Raw genomic sequence first — 16,408 nt, 5'->3', positions numbered from 1 at the left:
CTTGCTTAAGCTTGTAATGTATCGGCCACAAGCATGGTTTTTAATGTTGTTAAGGCTAAAAAGGCTTGGCGGGTAGTATTTCTGGCGAATAGTCTCAAGGAGATGGTTATGACAACGTTACTTTGGCTGCAAACGGGTTCCTGCGGTGGCGATACTATGTCGATTCTTTGTGCCGACAGCCCGTCAGTGGAAGAACTTGTGGATGAATACGGTATACAAATGCTCTGGCAACCTTCTTTATCTATGGAACCGACGGGGCGGCTGGAAACATTAATCGAAGCCATTCTCGCAGGACAACAAACCCTCGATATTTTATGTATTGAAGGCAGTATCATCACCGGCCCGGATGGTTCGGGCATGTACGATCCTTATCGTGGGCGTTCAAAAATGAGTTTGGTTAGGGAACTGGCCGAAAAAGCGGAATATGTTGTGGCATTAGGCACTTGTGCGGCTTATGGCGGTGTCCATTCCGCCCCGCCCAATCCTACTGACTGCCTCGGTTTACAGTTCGACAAAAAATCCCCCGGCGGCTTATTGTCGGTAGATTGGCGTTCGCGTAAGGGTTTGCCGGTCATTAATATCTCAGGTTGCCCCGCCCATCCCAATGCCATGACCAAAACGCTGGCCATGCTGGCAATGGGGCTTCCGGTGGAACTGGACCATATTAACCGTCCTAAAGTCTTTTTCAATACCACGGTGCATCAGGGCTGTACGCGTAACGAATACCATGAATACGATGTGGAAGACGCCGCATTCGGCGGAAAAGCCTGCATGTTTTTTAATCTGGGTTGCCAAGGGCCGGTCACGATGGCGATTTGCAATACCGAACTGTGGAATGGCCGCAGCAGCAAGACCCGCGCGGGTGTGCCGTGTTTCGGCTGCACTTCTCCTGACTTTCCGTTGGATCATGATTTGTTCGATACCGAAAAAATTGGCAGCATTCCGGTACATTTGCCGATGGGCGTAGAACGGGCTAATTATATGGCTTACAAAAGCTTGGCCCATGAAGCCGCGCCCGAACGGGTGCTGAACAAGACGATGGATCCTTAGTTATGTCCAGAAGAACCATCCAAATTGATCTGAACCGCGTTGAAGGCGATTTGGATTTCCAGTTGGAATTGGAAGACGGCAAAATCGTCGATGCCCGCTGTATCGGTTCCCTCTATAGGGGGTTCGAGCAAATTCTTGTGGATCGGAATCCGAAAGATGCTCTGGTGATTACGCCACGCATCTGCGGCATCTGCGGCACGGCGCAATTAAATGCGGCGGTGCTGGCACTAGAACAAGTCGGGCGTATCCCCGTACCGCCGGCCGCAGTCCGTATCCGCAACCTGTGCTTGATGGCCGAAACGGTGCAAAGCGATTTGCGGCAATCCTTCCTGTTCTTCACGGCGGACTTTTGTCATCCCAAATATCGCCATAAACCGCTTTATGAAAAAGCCCGGGCGGCTTTTCTGCCGTTCAAAGGCTGGGCGCACTGCGGCGCCCTCGAATATTCGCGCCATATCGTCGAGATAATCGCCCTATTTGGCGGCCAATGGCCACACTCCTCTTATATGTTACCCGGAGGGGTAACGACCCCGGCAAGCCAGCGCCACATTATTGATAGCCTGTCTATTGTCAATAAGCTGACCCGTGGCTTTGAGCAGATGGTATTGGGGGGCGACCTAGAAACTTGGTTGGCGTTGCAATCGGCTGATGACTTCTTCGCTTGGCTAACCGCAAAAGGCAGCCATGCAGACAGCGCCATCGGACTGTTCACCCAAATGAGCCGCGATATCGGCCTACACCGCGTAGGGTTCGGAACGCCGCACATGCTCAGTTATGGCGCTTATGACGACCCGGACGCTGCCGGCACTTTCCCGCCACAGCACCAACGCTTGTTCAAGGCCGGTTTCCTTAATGGCGATACGGGTATTATCGAAGCGTTTGAGCAAGCCGAGATTACCGAACATGTGCGCTATTCTTGGTTTCAACCTTATGCAGGCGGCCGCCATCCGTTTCAGGGGCAAACCATTCCTGATTATCAACCCCATTCTGACCGCTATACTTGGTGTAAGGCTCCCCGTTATCAAAATAAAGTCGTGCAAACCGGCCCCTTGGCCGATGCCCTCATTAATGGTGAGGCATTGATCTGTTCGCTGTATCAGGCCGAAGGCGGCAATGCTTGGCTACGCCAATTCGCCCGCTTACACCGTACCGCCCGGCTGTTGCTGAAAATGCGCGAAACCCTGCACCAATTAGCGGCGCACCCTAACGCCCCGCATATCATTAACCCCCCGGAAAAAGATATTCCGGACGGCGAAGGCTTTGGTTTGGTAACGGCGGCACGCGGGGCATTGGGTCATTGGGTGCAAATCACCGACGGCGTTATTAGCCGTTATCAAGTCGTCACGCCAACCGCTTGGAACGCATCGCCTAAGGATAGCGAAGGCCGGCATGGGCATTGGGAGAGCAGTTTGCTCGGTCTGGCGGTCGATGACCCTGAGGATTTGGTGGAAATAGGCCATATTATCCGCTCACACGACCCGTGTCTGGTCTGCACCGTGCATGTGCTCGATACAGGCAAACGCACAACATTATGGCTTTAATATGGAGACATGCCATATAGTCTGTTTCGGTAACGAACTGCATGGTGATGATGGTTTTGGTAGCCACGTTTATACACAATTGTGCCAATTGGCATGGCCAGACACCATCAAGGTGTTTAATGCAGGGATAGCAGGTTTGAACGCGCTCCGGTTTCTGGAACATTGCGATAAGGCGGTTCTGGTCGATGCCCTCAGCAATTTTGGGGATGTCGGCGAAATTTGCCTATTGAGGCCGGAAGATTTGGCCGAAAACCCTCAGCGGCTGACGGGCCATGGTTTGGGAATCCCCTATTTGCTGGAAGCTCTTAAGGTCATCCGCCAGCCGTTGCCGGCTATTATAATTGTCGGTGTCGAAATAGCTGGTGCCAGCCCTTTTTATTCCGGCCTGTCCGACACTACCGCACAGGCCATACCTGATACCATCCGCCTGATATGCAGCCTTGTTTCTGAATGAGTCAGCAAAATATTCACTATGCCGTTGTCGAATCGGTGACATTTCTCGATACAACTGAACCGCCGCGCTGGGCAGGCCGGTTATGGTTGCCAAATGGTCACCAGCCTATTGATGTTCTGATTTTCAAACTTCAGGATACTTTTCGGGCCATTCCCGCCCTCTGTCCTCATGAAGGCTATAACCTGACACAATGCTCTTTGCCCAATGGCGACCGCCTTGTTTGTCCGGCGCATAGCTTGCGTATCGACCTGAAAACGTCAGGATTCCATGTCAAAGAAGAGGGGGGACGATTTTGGATGTCCTTGAGCGGTACCCTGCCGTTAACAGTGGCCGAAAGCCAAAGTCCCGGCACTGGGGAAAGACTGGCACAATTGCAGGAAGAAATCGCTAGCCTAAGATTGGCTAACCTTAAACAGGAAAGGCAAATCTTAGTCATCACCCAAAGCATGAATGCCATGCTTTGCGAATCTGAACAACAAACGGCTAAGCTTAAAGAGAAGGTGCAGCAACAGCAGGCACTTAGTCACTTTGTCGAGCGCATCACAGATACTATTGACGATCTCCTATTAGTCATTAACACCAAAGGCCAGATTCTCCGGCTAAATATGGCAGCCGGGCGCGAATTGGGCTTTTCCGAAGCGGAGTTGCTAGGAACCGACATTGACGACTTGTTATCCTCTACCGAACGCCAGCAACTTGCCGGGCAATTACCCGCTTTGCCGTGGACTGTCCGCTCCGTGTTGCTGGAAACCATCCGGCTGTATGGAAACTATAGCGGTGAACATGGGCTGTTAAAAAAAAATCAAGACCATCCTTCTTCTATCTATTGGCTAAAAAGTAGTTTGCTGCATGGCAGGCAGGGGAAATTGGAAGGTGCAGTCATAACGGCGTTAGACATCACCGAATTGAAAAATCGGGAAACCCGACTGCGGCTGAGCGCTAAAGTTTTCGAAACCAGCAGTGCGGCTATTTTTATCACCGATCCGCAAGGCGTTTTCTTGGAAGTCAATGCTGCATTCTGCGCAATCACTGGCTATGGGCGTTCTGAAATATTGGGTCAAAATACCCGGATCTTGAAATCGAGACTCCATGATAAGGCGTTTTACCAAAGCTTATGGCAAACCCTATTGGACAAAGGGGTTTGGAAAGGGGAGATCTGGGATCGGCGAAAAAACGGCGAATTCTGCCCGATGCTGCTGAGCATCAACGCCGTCACCGACGAACGCAATGAACTGACCCATTATGTAGCCATTTCCACGGACATCAGCCACCAGAAGCGGACGGAAGAAGAGCTTAAACAACTGGCGCATTACGATGTGCTGACCCATCTTCCTAACCGCTTGCTGTTTAGAGACCGTTTTGAACACGAAATTTTTTTGGCACAATGCAACAATAGCCGTGTCGCGGTGTTTTTTCTGGATTTGGATCGCTTTAAGATTATCAATGACTCGTTCGGACATTGGGCGGGGGACAGTTTATTACAGGCCATCGCCGTGCGGATCCAAAGCTGCCTGCGCCAAACAGATACCGTAGCCCGTCTGGGTGGCGATGAGTTCACTATCATCTTGCCGGGCTTATCCGGTATCGGCCCCGCCACTGAGCTAGCCCAGAAACTGCTTGAGGTCATATCCGGTCCGGTGCAAATTGGCGAACATACCGTCTACATCGGGGTCAGCATCGGCATAGCCGTTTTCCCCGATGACGGCAATGATTTCGACACCCTGACCAAGCATGCGGATACCGCCATGTATGCGTCCAAAGCCAAAGGCCGGGGTATGTTCCAATATTTTGAAGCGGGGATGAATGAGGCCGCCCAGCAAAGGCTTTTGTTGGAAAATGCTTTACGGTTGGCGATAGAACAAGAAGAATTTCGGCTTTATTATCAACCTAAAGCCGATTGTTCTTTACGCGTAATAGGTGCGGAGGCCTTAGTCCGCTGGCAACGTCCCGGTTTCGGCATGATACCCCCCGACCGTTTTATTGCCCTCGCCGAGGAAACCGCGTTAATCATTCCGCTCGGCACATGGATACTCAAGACCGCCTGTTTGCAAGCCAAGCTCTGGGCGGATAAACAGCCAGGGTTTCGGACGGCGATCAACCTCTCGCCCCGGCAACTGTTGGCCGATGACTTTATTGCCGTGCTTGACCGTATTCTGGCCGAAACCGGAACCAAACCCGAATGGATTGAATTGGAAGTGACGGAAAACTTAATCATGCTGGATGTCGAAAAGGCCACCAGACGGTTGCGCCAAGTCCGCGAACGGGGTATCCATGTCGCGATGGATGATTTCGGCACAGGTTATTCTTCTTTATCCTGTTTGCAAAAACTACCCCTCCAAACTCTTAAAATCGACCGCTCTTTCATACAGGCCTATACCGGAGATCCTGCTTCCAAGGAAGCGGCATTTATTAAGACTATCGTCTCTTTAGGGGAAATACTCAAGATGACAGTTGTTGCCGAAGGGGTTGAAACTGAATCCCAGTTGGCGTTGTTACGGTCTTACGGTTGCCACCTGATCCAAGGCTATTACCTTTCGCCGCCGCTGCCCGCTGATGAGTTCCAAAGGCGTTGGCTTGATCAGGCTATGGATAACTAAGGATTTGAAACGCAGGCAAAATGCACGCGCTCCAAGGAAACCGCCTCACGATACTATTTCAAAAACAGCCCGGCAAAACCCATGCGGGGCTATTTTTGACAGATTTATTGGCGTTACAGCTTAGGGCGCATGTGCGGGAACAGCAGCACATCACGGATAGAGGGCGAGTCGGTAAATAGCATCACCAAGCGGTCAATGCCGATACCTTCGCCTGCCGTAGGCGGCATACCATGTTCTAAGGCGACGATGTAGTCGGCATCAAAGTGCATGGCTTCATCGTCACCCGCTTCTTTTTCTTCCACTTGTTTTTGGAAGCGTGCGGCTTGGTCTTCGGCATCGTTCAACTCGGTAAAACCGTTGGCGATTTCACGGCCACCGACAAAAAACTCGAAACGGTCGGTCACATGCGGGTCGTTGTCGTTACGTCTTGCCAAGGGCGACACTTCCACTGGGTATGCGGTGATAAAGGTCGGCTGCATTAAGCGGCTTTCAACGGTTTTTTCAAAGATTTCAATCTGGATTTTGCCCAGGCCATAGCCTTCTTTGACCGGAATCCGCAGCTTTTCGGCAACGGCTGCCGCAGCTGCACGGGTCGCTAAGTCTGCCGCCGTCAATTCTGGATTAAAATGCAGGATGGATTCGACAACGGTCAGGCGTTGGAACGGTTTGCCAAAATCGTATTCTTCACCCTGATAGGTAATGACGGTATGCCCGACCACGGTTTCGGCAATGCCGCGCAGCATGGCTTCGGTCAAGTCCATCAAATCCTGATATTCCGCATAGGCCTGATAAAACTCCAACATGGTAAATTCGGGGTTATGGCGGGTCGATAAGCCTTCGTTACGGAAGTTGCGGTTGATTTCAAAGACCCGCTCAAAACCACCGACTACCAAGCGCTTGAGATACAGTTCCGGGGCGATACGCAAAAACATATCCATGTCTAAGGCGTTATGATGGGTGGTAAAAGGCCGCGCCGTCGCCCCACCGGGAATCACCTGCATCATTGGCGTTTCCACTTCTAAAAATTGCCGCTCAAGCAGAAATTGGCGGATATAAGCGACGATTTTCGAGCGGATAAAAAAGGTGTTGCGCGAGTCTTGGCTCATAATCAAGTCCAAATACCGTTGGCGGTATTTGATTTCTTGATCCGCTATGCCGTGGAATTTTTCCGGCAAGGGGCGTAAGGCTTTGGTCAACAAGCGGATACCGTCGACCTTAACGCTTAGCTCGTCGGTTTGGGTTTTAAACAACACGCCTTCGGCACCGATAATGTCACCGATATCCCATTTTTTAAATTGCTCGTTGTAAAAGCTTTCCGGTAAGGCATCACGGGTGACATACAATTGGATTTTACCGGACATGTCCTGGATATGGCAAAAGCTGGCCTTGCCCATGACCCGCCGGGTCATAATGCGCCCGGCCAGTTTTACGCGTAACGGTTCGGCTTCCAGCTCTTCCTTGGTTTTGTCGGCATAGTGGGCAAGCAAGTCGCCCGCGATGGTATCACGGCGGAAATCGGTGGGGAAGGCAATGCTGCTCTCGCGTAACTCATTGAGTTTACTACGGCGTTGTTTAATCTGTTCTTGTTCGTCTTGTTGTATTTCGGACATGGTTGTTAATGTTTGGAATGTAAAATGAAAAGTGTGTCGCTTATTTATAGTGGAAAAAGCCTAGGATAGCAAAGGCTTTTAGGGTAGGAGGCTTAGCGCTGTTCTACTACCCTGCCGCTTTAAACCGTGCTTTCGTAATCTGCACCTCGGTGCTGTGGTCAATGATTGGCGCGGGGTAAAAGTCGCCGTAATGTTTCTGCGGCCATTGGTGTAGGGTTTTTATCGGTACGGAACGCAATTCGGGTAGCCAGCGGTAAAGATAGTCGCCTTGAGGGTCAAATTTTTGTTGTTGTAGCCACGGGTTAAAAATCCGAAAATACGGCTGGGCATCACAGCCAGTCGAGGCCGCCCATTGCCAATTGCCGTTGTTGACACAGGGGTCGTAATCGGTCAGATGTTGGGCGAAATAACGTTCGCCCCACCGCCAGCTAATGCGCAAATCCTTCACCAAAAACGAGGCGGTGATCATGCGTACCCGGTTGTGCATAAAGCCCGTGGCATTCAGCTCACGCATGCCGGCATCGACAATAGGAAACCCTGTCCGCCCCTCTGCCCAGGCCTGAAAATAGGCGCGGTTATTATCCCAAACCAGCCCGTCGAATTTGCCGATGAAGGCATGGCCGAACACTGTTGGGTAATGGTAAGCGATATGGGTCATAAAATCACGCCAATACAATTGCCGCAATAAAGGGTGTTCGGCACCGAGTTGCCGGGTAATTGCCGCAAAGGCTTCCCGCACCGATAATGTCCCAAATTTTAGATGCGCTGAGAGTTGGCTAGTCGCCGCCAAAGCCGGGAAATCCCGCTCTAGCGCGTAATCGGTGCAGTGTTGGAGTTGTGCCAAACGGGCTAACCCCGCCGTACGCCCGCCTTGTCCGCCCCAGTTGCCTACAGCCGTGAGGCTGTCTGGCGGCGCAGTGGAGGCCACGCTTAAAAACCGCCCGTTTACTAAAGCTTGCGGGGCTGGCACAGGCCGCTTTTGAACATGATGATAAAATGCCGTGAACACTTTATAGGCACTGCCGTCGTGTTTCAAAGCCTGTTCCGGCTCGGTCAGCAGCGCGTCAGGCAAGCTATGCAGGGCGATGTTCAGTTGTCGGCAAACGTCGGCAATTTCCGCATCACGCTGGCGGCTGAACGGGCTGTAATCACGGTTAATGAACACCGCTTGGATAGTGTGTTGCTGGTGCAAGTCGCGTATCACCTGTACGGGCAAGCCTTGGAATAAGGCCAGATTAGCGTTAACCGCTTGCAACTGCCCCGCCAAATCGGCCAAGGATTGGCGCATAAACTGTAAGGCCGGTTGGCTTTGGTACGGATGCGGGTTAATTTGCCGTTCGTCGAAGACAAACCCGGCGATGACCTGTTGCGCGGACTGTAAGGCGGCGTTTAGGGCGGTATTGTCGCTTAGGCGTAAATCCCGGCGGAACAGGAACAGGGCGGTGTTATAGTGGGGCATATCATTCAGCTTTTATTATTTACCGTCATCAAGTGAGTTTAAGTAATTCGCCAAAACGTCACCATGACATGCCGCTGGCTTACAATGACAACCCAACACCTTACCGCGTAACTGTAACAATTCACGTTCGTTTTTGTTCATTGGCAAAGTATAGAGGCGGGGATTAGCTTAGTAAATTTATAGGCACACTTACAACCCGCTCTTCAAACTCGCCTCAATAAACATATCCAAATCCCCATCCAATACTGCCTGCGGGTTGCCTGTTTCCACCCCGGTGCGCAAGTCCTTAATCCGGGATTGGTCTAACACATAAGAGCGGATCTGGCTGCCCCAGCCAATATCGGATTTGCTGTCTTCCAAAGCCTGTTGGGTTGCGCTGCGTTTGCGCATTTCCAGTTCATACAGCTTTGCTTTAAGCTGTTTCATGGCGGTGTCTTTGTTTTTGTGTTGCGAGCGGTCGCTTTGGCACTGCACCACGGTATTGGTTGGGTTGTGGGTAATACGCACGGCGGACTCGGTACGGTTGACGTGCTGGCCACCCGCGCCGCTGGCACGGTACACGTCGATACGCAAATCGGCGGGGTTGATGTCGATGTCAATATCGTCGTCAATTTCAGGTGACACGAACACGGATGCGAACGAGGTATGGCGGCGGTTGCCGGAATCAAAGGGGGATTTTCTGACCAAACGGTGTACGCCGGTTTCGGTACGCAACCAACCAAACGCATATTCGCCTTCAAAGCGGATGGTGGCGCTTTTGATGCCCGCGACATCGCCATCGGACTCTTCGATCAACTCGGTCTTAAAGCCTTTGCGCTCGCCCCAGCGTAAGAACATGCGCTCAATAATCGAAGCCCAATCTTGCGCTTCGGTGCCGCCGGAGCCGGATTGAATATCCAAAAAGGCATTACAGGCATCCATTTCGCCGGAGAACATGCGCCGGAATTCCAAATCGGCGACCCGTGTCTCGAAGCCGTCCAAGTCGGCAACGACAGTCTCAACCGTATCCTCGTCGTCTTCTTCAACTGCCATCAGCAGCAACTCTTCGGCATCGGCCAAGCCGCGCTCCAAATCGAGGATGGTGTTGACCACCAGCTCCAATTGGCCGCGTTCCTTGCCTAGGGCTTGGGCGAGCTCTGGCTTATCCCAAATTTTGGGGTTTTCCAGTTCCCTTAAGACTTCAACTAAGCGTTCGCTTTTGTTATCGAAGTCAAAGATACCCCCTGAGCGCGTCTCCACGGCTTTTCAGGTCGGCAATTTTATTTTTGATCGGGTTTATTTCTTGCATGGCGTGTGTTTTTAATCCTGACCACCGTGCCGTTACGTTAAGCCAGTAACAGGCCGCCGCTGATCTTAATAGTTGAAAAAAAGATACCGATTATATCCTAATTTCAAGGGACTGTTCACACCCGCTTAATACTCGCCCTATATAGAGTAGGCAATGGGGCGGTCAATCCCGAAAATCCCAAAAACCAAACGATTCGATTTTATTTTGGTAGCCAGGGGCGGGCGTGTTTTCCAGCCATTCGTCCAAAACATACTCCAAGCCATAAAATTCATGATCGCCAAAAGCTTGGTTCATCGATTCGATGATGTTATTGTGGGTATTATCAGCGTTTTGCAGAGTCATTTTGCTTACCTTTTGTGTCGTTGCCAATCGCTTTCCCATGCGGGAAAACCTAATGTCCTTGTTGTGTCGGCTATAGAGTAGAATGCAACGGCTGAACGGTGGCTGAAGCGAAAATGCTAAACTAAAAATTAGCTAACAGTTTTATTTCACGGTGGGCTCCCGTCCGGCTTGCCAACGCACATCGCGTGCTTTTTTGGCGACTAGCTTGCTCTAGGTGTTCGGACAAGTTGGTGCGGGTGTAGTTGATCGGGGAGTTAATCGGGTATTCTATGTGTCTTTGCTTTGTTATCATGCCCTACAAAACACACTCTTTTGTGAGGACAGGGCAAGTCCACGCTTTACATTAACAGAGCTGATAAGATGGCGTTAATGGTGTCCTTAGTGTAGTCACTAACGCCGTCAAATTCATTGCAGGCGGCTGGTGGGCTGTACTGCACCCAGCCGCATCAGACCGTTAGTGTAAGATAGTACCGACACTACCTTTTGCCAGACGGACACTGTAAGCCACTGGCGTGGTCACGGTAGCGTCTTGGCGGATTAAGTTGATTTCTACATAGTAGTCATTGGCGTGGAAATCAAACTTATGGTTGAATTGTATGACATCTTCATTGGCCGCGACATTAGCCGACAGATTGCTGTTAAACGTGGCGATAGTGGATTCAGTCATGGTGGTACGGCTGATTTTTTTCAGTGATGCGCTGACTTGGGCTTTGGCACTGATGCCATCAGTATCCTTATAGCCGACAATTAAGGAATTCCAATCTGCGCTGATCCATGACGCAGGTGTGCCGACGAAATCGCCTGCGGCTGGGGGGATAGCCGGAACATAGTCATAAACGGGAGTGACATTGCAGCGCACAGTGATGGGCTGATAGCTCGGTGTGGTACTGATGGAGCTTAAGCTTTGTTTAGCAGCGGCAGAAAAAAGGCCAAAATTGCTGACATTGTTTCCCAAGAAGCGGAATTGTGTGCCGGTCACTTCGTATTTGCTGGCGGAAGATTCATCAATTGCGCAAGAAGAAGCGGTCGATGTCCAAGCGGGCAGTTGGTCGCTCCAGTTTGCAGGTAAGGCGGAAGCGGCGGTTGCGCCAGCCAAAGTGCCAACAGTCAATAAAGCGGTTACTGCGTTGCGTAAAGTTTTCATGAGTCGTGTCCTAATTAAGTAAAATAGCCAGTGGTTTAGCAAGGCGGTTGCAATCTTGGGGTAACCGCTTTGTTAGGACATAGCTTACGCAAGCCGCTTAATTATTGCAGTGAGGTACTTACCTACTGCTGTGACATTATTCCCATCCCTTGATGTAATTAATCGTCCGGTCGGACATTGATTGCGCATTAAGAACAATTGATAACGTAAAAAAGCTGTTTTCCGTGAAATATTGGATAATTTTTTTACGGCAGGCTATGGTAGCGGCTGAGTAAGGTTTTTCTGAACGGCAAACCGACACTACGGCGTTGTATCGCAATAATGTTCCCGTGACTACGGCGTACACGCACAAGCATCAACCCCACCACAGTCTATGTGGAAGGAGCTACAACCTTCGGGCGATATTAGCTCTAAGGGATTGCAGCATTCGCAAACATCACCTGTTTTATCCCGCCATTTTTTCCTATTATTGTCCCGCTCGCGGTTGTGTTGTTCTGAGAGTGCTAAAGCGGCAGCTTTGCAGGCTTGAAAACGCGCTCTGATTTTCGGCACAGATCGCCAAACACCGTCTTGCAATAGCGTTTGTTTGGTATATTCGGAGCAAGATAGCTCGCCGTGCCAGACACGGTGGGCGCAGCGGAAGCCTTTATAGGGGGAGAGGTATTTTTGGTAGCCAGTGATGGCGAGTGCCAGCGATTGGTTTAGCATCTATTGTCCTGTCTCAATAGGGGCGGGAGCGTAGAGACGTTGCGGTGCAACGTCTCTACGGTGATAAACTGGGCTTACGGATATAACGCCACAATATCCAGTCCCGTTGTTTCCGCCAACCCGAACATCAGGTTCATATTCTGCACGGCTTGTCCTGACGCGCCTTTGACGAGGTTGTCGATAACCGACAGCACCACTAAGGTGTTGCCGCCTTGGGGCTGGTGCAAGGCGATTTGGCAGTTATTGCTGCCACGCACGTTGCGGGTGTCGGGATGGGCGCCTTGCGGCAGGACATCGACAAAGGCCTCGTGTTGGTAGCGTTGCTCATATAGGGCTTGGATGGCTTGCAGGGTATCCGCACTGGCATTGATTTGCGCGTATAAGGTGGCATGGATGCCGCGTATCATCGGGGTCAGGTGCGGGACAAAGGTCAGTTGCACGGTTTCGCCAGCAGCATGGCTGAGGCCTTGGCGGATTTCCGGCAAGTGCCGATGGCCGCCGACTCCATAGGCTTTAAAGCTTTCGCCCGTTTCGCTCATTAAGGTTGCCAGTTCGGCTTTGCGCCCGGCACCGCTGACCCCGGATTTTACGTCGGCAATCAGCTGCTGGGTGTCGATCAGGCGGTTTTCGATCAGCGGTAAAAAGCCCAGTTGCACGGCGGTCGGGTAGCAACCTGGGCAGGCGACCAGTTTGGCTTGTTGGATGGCGGCGCGGTTGACTTCGGGCAGGCCGTAGACGGCGTGTTTGACCAAATCGGGGCAGGCGTGGGTCATGCCGTACCATTGCTCCCATTCGGGGATATTTTGCAATCTAAAATCGGCGGACAGGTCGATGACTTTTATGCCGCGTGCCAGTAAGGCTTCGGCCATTTGCATGGCGGTGCCGTTGGGGGTGGCGAAAAAGACCACGTCGCATTGGGCTAAGGTGTCGATTTCCGGTTGGCTGAAGCTGACGGCCACGAAGTTGCGTAGGCTAGGGTATACCGTATCGACGCGCACCCCGGCATCGGCGCGGGAGGTGACGACGCTGACTTCAACGTCTGGATGCCGTGCTAAAATCCGTAACAGTTCAACACCTGTATAACCGGTGCCGCCTACAATACCTGCCTTAATCATTTGTTGTCCTAGTTTATGACGGTTGGAATGCTTGCCGCCGAATAGCCTGCCCAAGCGAACGGGCGGTTATTTCAGCGGTGGAGAAAGGGTTTATAATAGCGGCCTATTTTAAAGGTATTATTGCCATGCGTGTTATTGAAATTAACCAGACGCTGTTAACGCCCTCCGAACGCGCTGTGCCTGTGCCTTCGGGGCAGCAGGTTTTAGTGCGGGTTGCCGCCGCCGGTGTCAACCGCCCGGATGTGATGCAGCGGCAGCGGCTGTATCCGCCGCCGCCCGGTGCGTCGGATATTCCGGGGTTGGAAATCGCCGGAACGGTGGTGGCGGTAGGTGATGAGGTGAAACATGTCCGGGTCGGTGATGCGGTGTGCGCTTTGGTAACGGGCGGCGGTTATGCCGAATATTGTCTGGCGACGGCGGCTTTATGCTTGCCGGTGCCGTCAGGTTTGTCGTTTGTTGAAGCGGCGGCTTTGCCGGAAACATTTTTTACCGTCTGGAGTAATGTCTTTGACCGCGCCCGTTTAGCCGCCCACGAAACCTTGTTGGTGCATGGCGGTGGTAGCGGTATCGGTACGACAGCGATACAGTTGGCTAAGGCCTTAGGGGCTAACGTTTATGTGACGGCGGGGTCTGAGCAAAAATGCCAGTTGTGCCGGGCTTTGGGCGCTGATGCGGCGATTAATTATCATGAGCAGGATTTTGTTGACCAAGTCTTAGCGTTAACGGCGCAGCGGGGCGTTGATGTGGTATTGGATATGGTCGGCGGCGCGTATCTGGCGCGTAATATCAAATGCTTGGCCGAAGAGGGCAGGTTAGTGCAAATAGCCGTGCAGCAGGGCGCAAAAGCCGAGCTGAATTTGTGGGCGGTGATGTTAAAACGCCTGACCTTGACCGGGTCTACCTTAAGGGCGCGGGATGATGGTTTTAAGGCCGCCATTGCCCGGCAACTCTATCAAACCGTTTGGCCTTTGTTAGCGGCAGGTACGGTCAAGCCGATTATCCATGCCACTTTTCCCCTTAACCAAGCCGCGCTGGCGCATGACATGATGGAGAGCAACCAGCATTTCGGCAAAATCATCTTACAGGTCGCTTTATGAACTATACCACCCTAATTTCCGCCAGCCAATTGCAAGCCCAGTTAGGCCATCCCGATTGGGTTATCGTCGATTGCCGGTTTTCTTTGGCGGATAGCGATGCAGGCCGTAATGCCTATCAGTTCGGCCATATCCCCACCGCCCGTTATGCCGATTTGAATAAGGATTTGTCCTCCGCCATCACCGACCAGACGGGTCGCCATCCGTTGCCGGATTTTCGGGTGTTGGCGAAGGCTTTGGGCGCGTGGGGTATCAGCAACTATAGCCAAGTGGTGGTGTACGATGATGCGGCGGGCGCGTTTGCCGGGCGGTTATGGTGGTTGTTACGCGCTATGGGGCACCGTAACGTCGCGGTGTTGGATGGCGGCATTACTTATTGGCGGCAACAAGGCTTGGCGATCACCACAGTATTGCCGCAAGTGAAGCCTTGCGTGTTTAGGCCGTATCTGGATACCAGCACTTGGCTGGATGCGCGGGCTGTGGAAAATGGTTTGGCGACGGCCAAGCTGTGCCTGATTGATGCCCGCACCCCCGAACGTTATCGCGGTGAGCAGGAACCGATAGATCCGGTGGCGGGACATATCCCAGGGGCGTTAAACCGCCCTTTCCAATGGAATTTGGCGCAAGACGGACGGTTTTTGCCCGCCGACGTGTTGCGCGGGCAGTTTGCCGCTTTGCTGGGCAAATTAGCCCCTGAAGCGGTTGCGCATAACTGCGGCTCTGGCGTGACGGCTTGCCATAATCTTTTGGCGATGGAGGTGGCGGGTTTACTGGGGTCTAAGCTATATGCCGGGTCTTGGAGCGAGTGGATTCGAGATGGCAATAGGGGAGTGGCGCGGGGATGACCTATTCTAAAAACGTCGCGCCTTATGGTTGGTATGTTGCGTCTTATTTGTTAAGGTTTGTGGAACTTGACCAAAGCGGTAATGACGACCCGGAAAAACGCTTTATCTCTCCTGATTAGCAAGATGCTTCAGCCGAGCGGATCCAAACCTCTGGGCGAGGCCCAACGGCGATGGCGGCAACAAGCAGGCGCATGGGAAGCCTATCGAGCTGGAACCTGCGGTTGAAGCGATAGGCGAACGCCCCCAGATAACGCGAGGCATATTTTGCGAACCCAAACGCATGGTAAGCACCACCAAGGCTGGTCTTAAGGTTGCCCAGTATGGTATTGAGCCATAGGAATTCAAGCATTTCTTTAGGTTTTCGCCCGCCGACAATGATCGCCCCGTGTTGGCAACCCGCCCGGGTCACCGCCGCGAAGCAGGCCAGCCCGTCAGATAAGACGGCGCTGCCGGGTTCCAAGTTAGTTTCCGCCCAGTCGGCAATAGCCTCGCTGGTGAAGCCCGGAACGGGGGACAGCTTGATGTATAAAGGATGCCCGTCGTCGTCAGGCGACAGCGCGGCCACAAAAGGCACTTTGTTTTCAGACCCCCGGCCCGCTTTGCCGCCGCTGAGTTCGCCACCAAGATAAGCGTCGTCAATGTCGACCCTGCCGCTGAGGGTGTAGTCCGCGTCACGCTCGGACATCGCCGCCATCAGCTTGTGCTGGATCAGCCAAGCCGTGGGATAGCTGACGCCAATCAGCCGCTTCAAAGCCAATGCGGACAGCCCTGTCTTGGCTTGACTGATGAAATAGATCGCCAGAAACCAAACCGTCAGCGGCAGGCGGGTGCTTTGGAAGAGCGTCCCGGCGGTCAGTGACGTTTGGCGGCGGCAGGCTTTGCACTGGAAGGTTTTGTGGGTGCCGGTTTTAAACACACTATGGCCGGTTCCGCCACAACAGGGGCAGACAAAACCCTCAGGCCAGCGGGCTTGCTCAAGTTCGGCCTCACATTGCGCTTCGCTGCCGAACTGCTTAAGAAACTCAGGCAGTGACAGCCCAGGTTGGAATTGGATGCGGTTCATCGCCATGATATACGGCCCCTTAAATGATATGCCTTTAGTAGACGCCGTCCTTTCGCGTAATACTGGGTTTGGCTGAAGCATCTTGCTAATCAGGAAAA

At 52.4% G+C, this 16,408-nt stretch carries 16 protein-coding genes; 7 read left to right on the top strand and 9 right to left on the bottom strand.

The window, feature by feature from the left end:
- Nucleotides 1–108 precede the first annotated feature (108 nt).
- Genes AADEFJLK_RS02805 through AADEFJLK_RS02790 form a run of 4 tightly spaced genes read left to right on the top strand, consistent with a single transcriptional unit; the run spans nucleotide 109 to nucleotide 5,642 of the window.
- A complete protein-coding gene (locus AADEFJLK_RS02805) occupies nucleotides 109–1,050 on the top strand; it encodes an NADH-quinone oxidoreductase subunit B family protein (RefSeq protein WP_088618793.1) in 942 nt (313 codons plus the stop codon).
- A 2-nt stretch (nucleotides 1,051–1,052) separates the two neighbouring features.
- On the top strand, nucleotides 1,053–2,591 hold the full coding sequence (locus AADEFJLK_RS02800) for a nickel-dependent hydrogenase large subunit (protein ID WP_103973226.1): 1,539 nt from the start codon (nucleotides 1,053–1,055) through the stop codon (nucleotides 2,589–2,591).
- Nucleotide 2,592: 1 nt separating this feature from the next.
- Nucleotides 2,593–3,045 (top strand): hydrogenase maturation protease, encoded by a 453-nt coding sequence (locus tag AADEFJLK_RS02795; protein WP_088618791.1) that lies wholly within the window; start codon nucleotides 2,593–2,595, stop codon nucleotides 3,043–3,045.
- A complete protein-coding gene (locus AADEFJLK_RS02790) occupies nucleotides 3,042–5,642 on the top strand; it encodes an EAL domain-containing protein (protein WP_103973225.1) in 2,601 nt (866 codons plus the stop codon). The genes AADEFJLK_RS02795 and AADEFJLK_RS02790 overlap by 4 nt, the downstream gene beginning before the upstream one ends.
- A 113-nt stretch (nucleotides 5,643–5,755) precedes the next feature.
- On the opposite strand, the gene lysS is transcribed toward AADEFJLK_RS02790, so the two are convergent.
- From lysS to argC, 8 genes are all read right to left on the bottom strand, one after another.
- Nucleotides 5,756–7,252 (bottom strand): lysine--tRNA ligase, encoded by a 1,497-nt coding sequence (gene lysS / locus AADEFJLK_RS02785; RefSeq protein WP_103973224.1) that lies wholly within the window; start codon nucleotides 7,250–7,252, stop codon nucleotides 5,756–5,758.
- 106 nt (nucleotides 7,253–7,358) lie between these two features.
- Nucleotides 7,359–8,711, bottom strand: coding sequence for a cryptochrome/photolyase family protein (locus AADEFJLK_RS02780; RefSeq protein WP_103973223.1), 1,353 nt, complete (start codon nucleotides 8,709–8,711; stop codon nucleotides 7,359–7,361).
- Between the two features lie 15 nt (nucleotides 8,712–8,726).
- On the bottom strand, nucleotides 8,727–8,852 hold the full coding sequence (locus AADEFJLK_RS26030; protein ID WP_088618787.1) for a DUF4326 domain-containing protein: 126 nt from the start codon (nucleotides 8,850–8,852) through the stop codon (nucleotides 8,727–8,729).
- 48 nt (nucleotides 8,853–8,900) lie between these two features.
- A protein-coding gene (gene prfB / locus AADEFJLK_RS02770) for a peptide chain release factor 2 (RefSeq protein WP_170065014.1) occupies nucleotides 8,901–9,999 on the bottom strand; the annotation gives its coding sequence in 2 pieces (ribosomal slippage) (nucleotides 8,901–9,923 and nucleotides 9,925–9,999; 1,098 coding nt in all).
- Between the two features lie 162 nt (nucleotides 10,000–10,161).
- A complete protein-coding gene (locus AADEFJLK_RS02765; RefSeq protein ID WP_088618785.1) occupies nucleotides 10,162–10,341 on the bottom strand; it encodes a hypothetical protein in 180 nt (59 codons plus the stop codon).
- A 454-nt stretch (nucleotides 10,342–10,795) separates the two neighbouring features.
- Nucleotides 10,796–11,485 (bottom strand): hypothetical protein, encoded by a 690-nt coding sequence (locus tag AADEFJLK_RS02760; protein WP_103973220.1) that lies wholly within the window; start codon nucleotides 11,483–11,485, stop codon nucleotides 10,796–10,798.
- 333 nt (nucleotides 11,486–11,818) lie between these two features.
- Nucleotides 11,819–12,193, bottom strand: a complete 375-nt coding sequence (yidD, locus tag AADEFJLK_RS02755) for a membrane protein insertion efficiency factor YidD (RefSeq protein WP_103973219.1) — start codon at nucleotides 12,191–12,193, stop codon at nucleotides 11,819–11,821.
- A gap of 74 nt (nucleotides 12,194–12,267) precedes the next feature.
- Nucleotides 12,268–13,308: an N-acetyl-gamma-glutamyl-phosphate reductase gene (gene argC / locus AADEFJLK_RS02750; RefSeq protein ID WP_103973598.1), complete on the bottom strand. Its 1,041-nt coding sequence runs from the start codon at nucleotides 13,306–13,308 to the stop codon at nucleotides 12,268–12,270.
- Nucleotides 13,309–13,433: 125 nt separating this feature from the next.
- Between argC and AADEFJLK_RS02745 the strand changes: the two genes are divergently transcribed.
- From AADEFJLK_RS02745 to AADEFJLK_RS25815, 3 genes are read left to right on the top strand one after another with little or no spacing between them, the layout of a single operon-like run.
- The gene (locus AADEFJLK_RS02745; RefSeq protein WP_103973597.1) at nucleotides 13,434–14,405 is read left to right on the top strand and encodes an NAD(P)H-quinone oxidoreductase; all 972 of its coding nucleotides are present in this window, start codon (nucleotides 13,434–13,436) and stop codon (nucleotides 14,403–14,405) included.
- Nucleotides 14,402–15,247, top strand: coding sequence for a sulfurtransferase (locus AADEFJLK_RS02740; protein WP_103973218.1), 846 nt, complete (start codon nucleotides 14,402–14,404; stop codon nucleotides 15,245–15,247). The genes AADEFJLK_RS02745 and AADEFJLK_RS02740 overlap by 4 nt, the downstream gene beginning before the upstream one ends.
- Nucleotides 15,244–15,366 (top strand): hypothetical protein, encoded by a 123-nt coding sequence (locus AADEFJLK_RS25815; RefSeq protein WP_282957349.1) that lies wholly within the window; start codon nucleotides 15,244–15,246, stop codon nucleotides 15,364–15,366. Before AADEFJLK_RS02740 ends, AADEFJLK_RS25815 begins: the two co-directional genes overlap by 4 nt.
- On the opposite strand, the gene AADEFJLK_RS02735 is transcribed toward AADEFJLK_RS25815, so the two are convergent.
- Nucleotides 15,363–16,316: an IS1595 family transposase gene (locus AADEFJLK_RS02735; protein ID WP_103973217.1), complete on the bottom strand. Its 954-nt coding sequence runs from the start codon at nucleotides 16,314–16,316 to the stop codon at nucleotides 15,363–15,365. The genes AADEFJLK_RS25815 and AADEFJLK_RS02735 overlap by 4 nt on opposite strands.
- Nucleotides 16,317–16,408: the final 92 nt, after the last annotated feature.

This window comes from Methylovulum psychrotolerans (genome assembly GCF_002923755.1).
In the GTDB taxonomy this organism is placed as follows: domain Bacteria; phylum Pseudomonadota; class Gammaproteobacteria; order Methylococcales; family Methylomonadaceae; genus Methylovulum; species Methylovulum psychrotolerans.
This window is presented reverse-complemented; position numbering and strand designations above follow the sequence as displayed.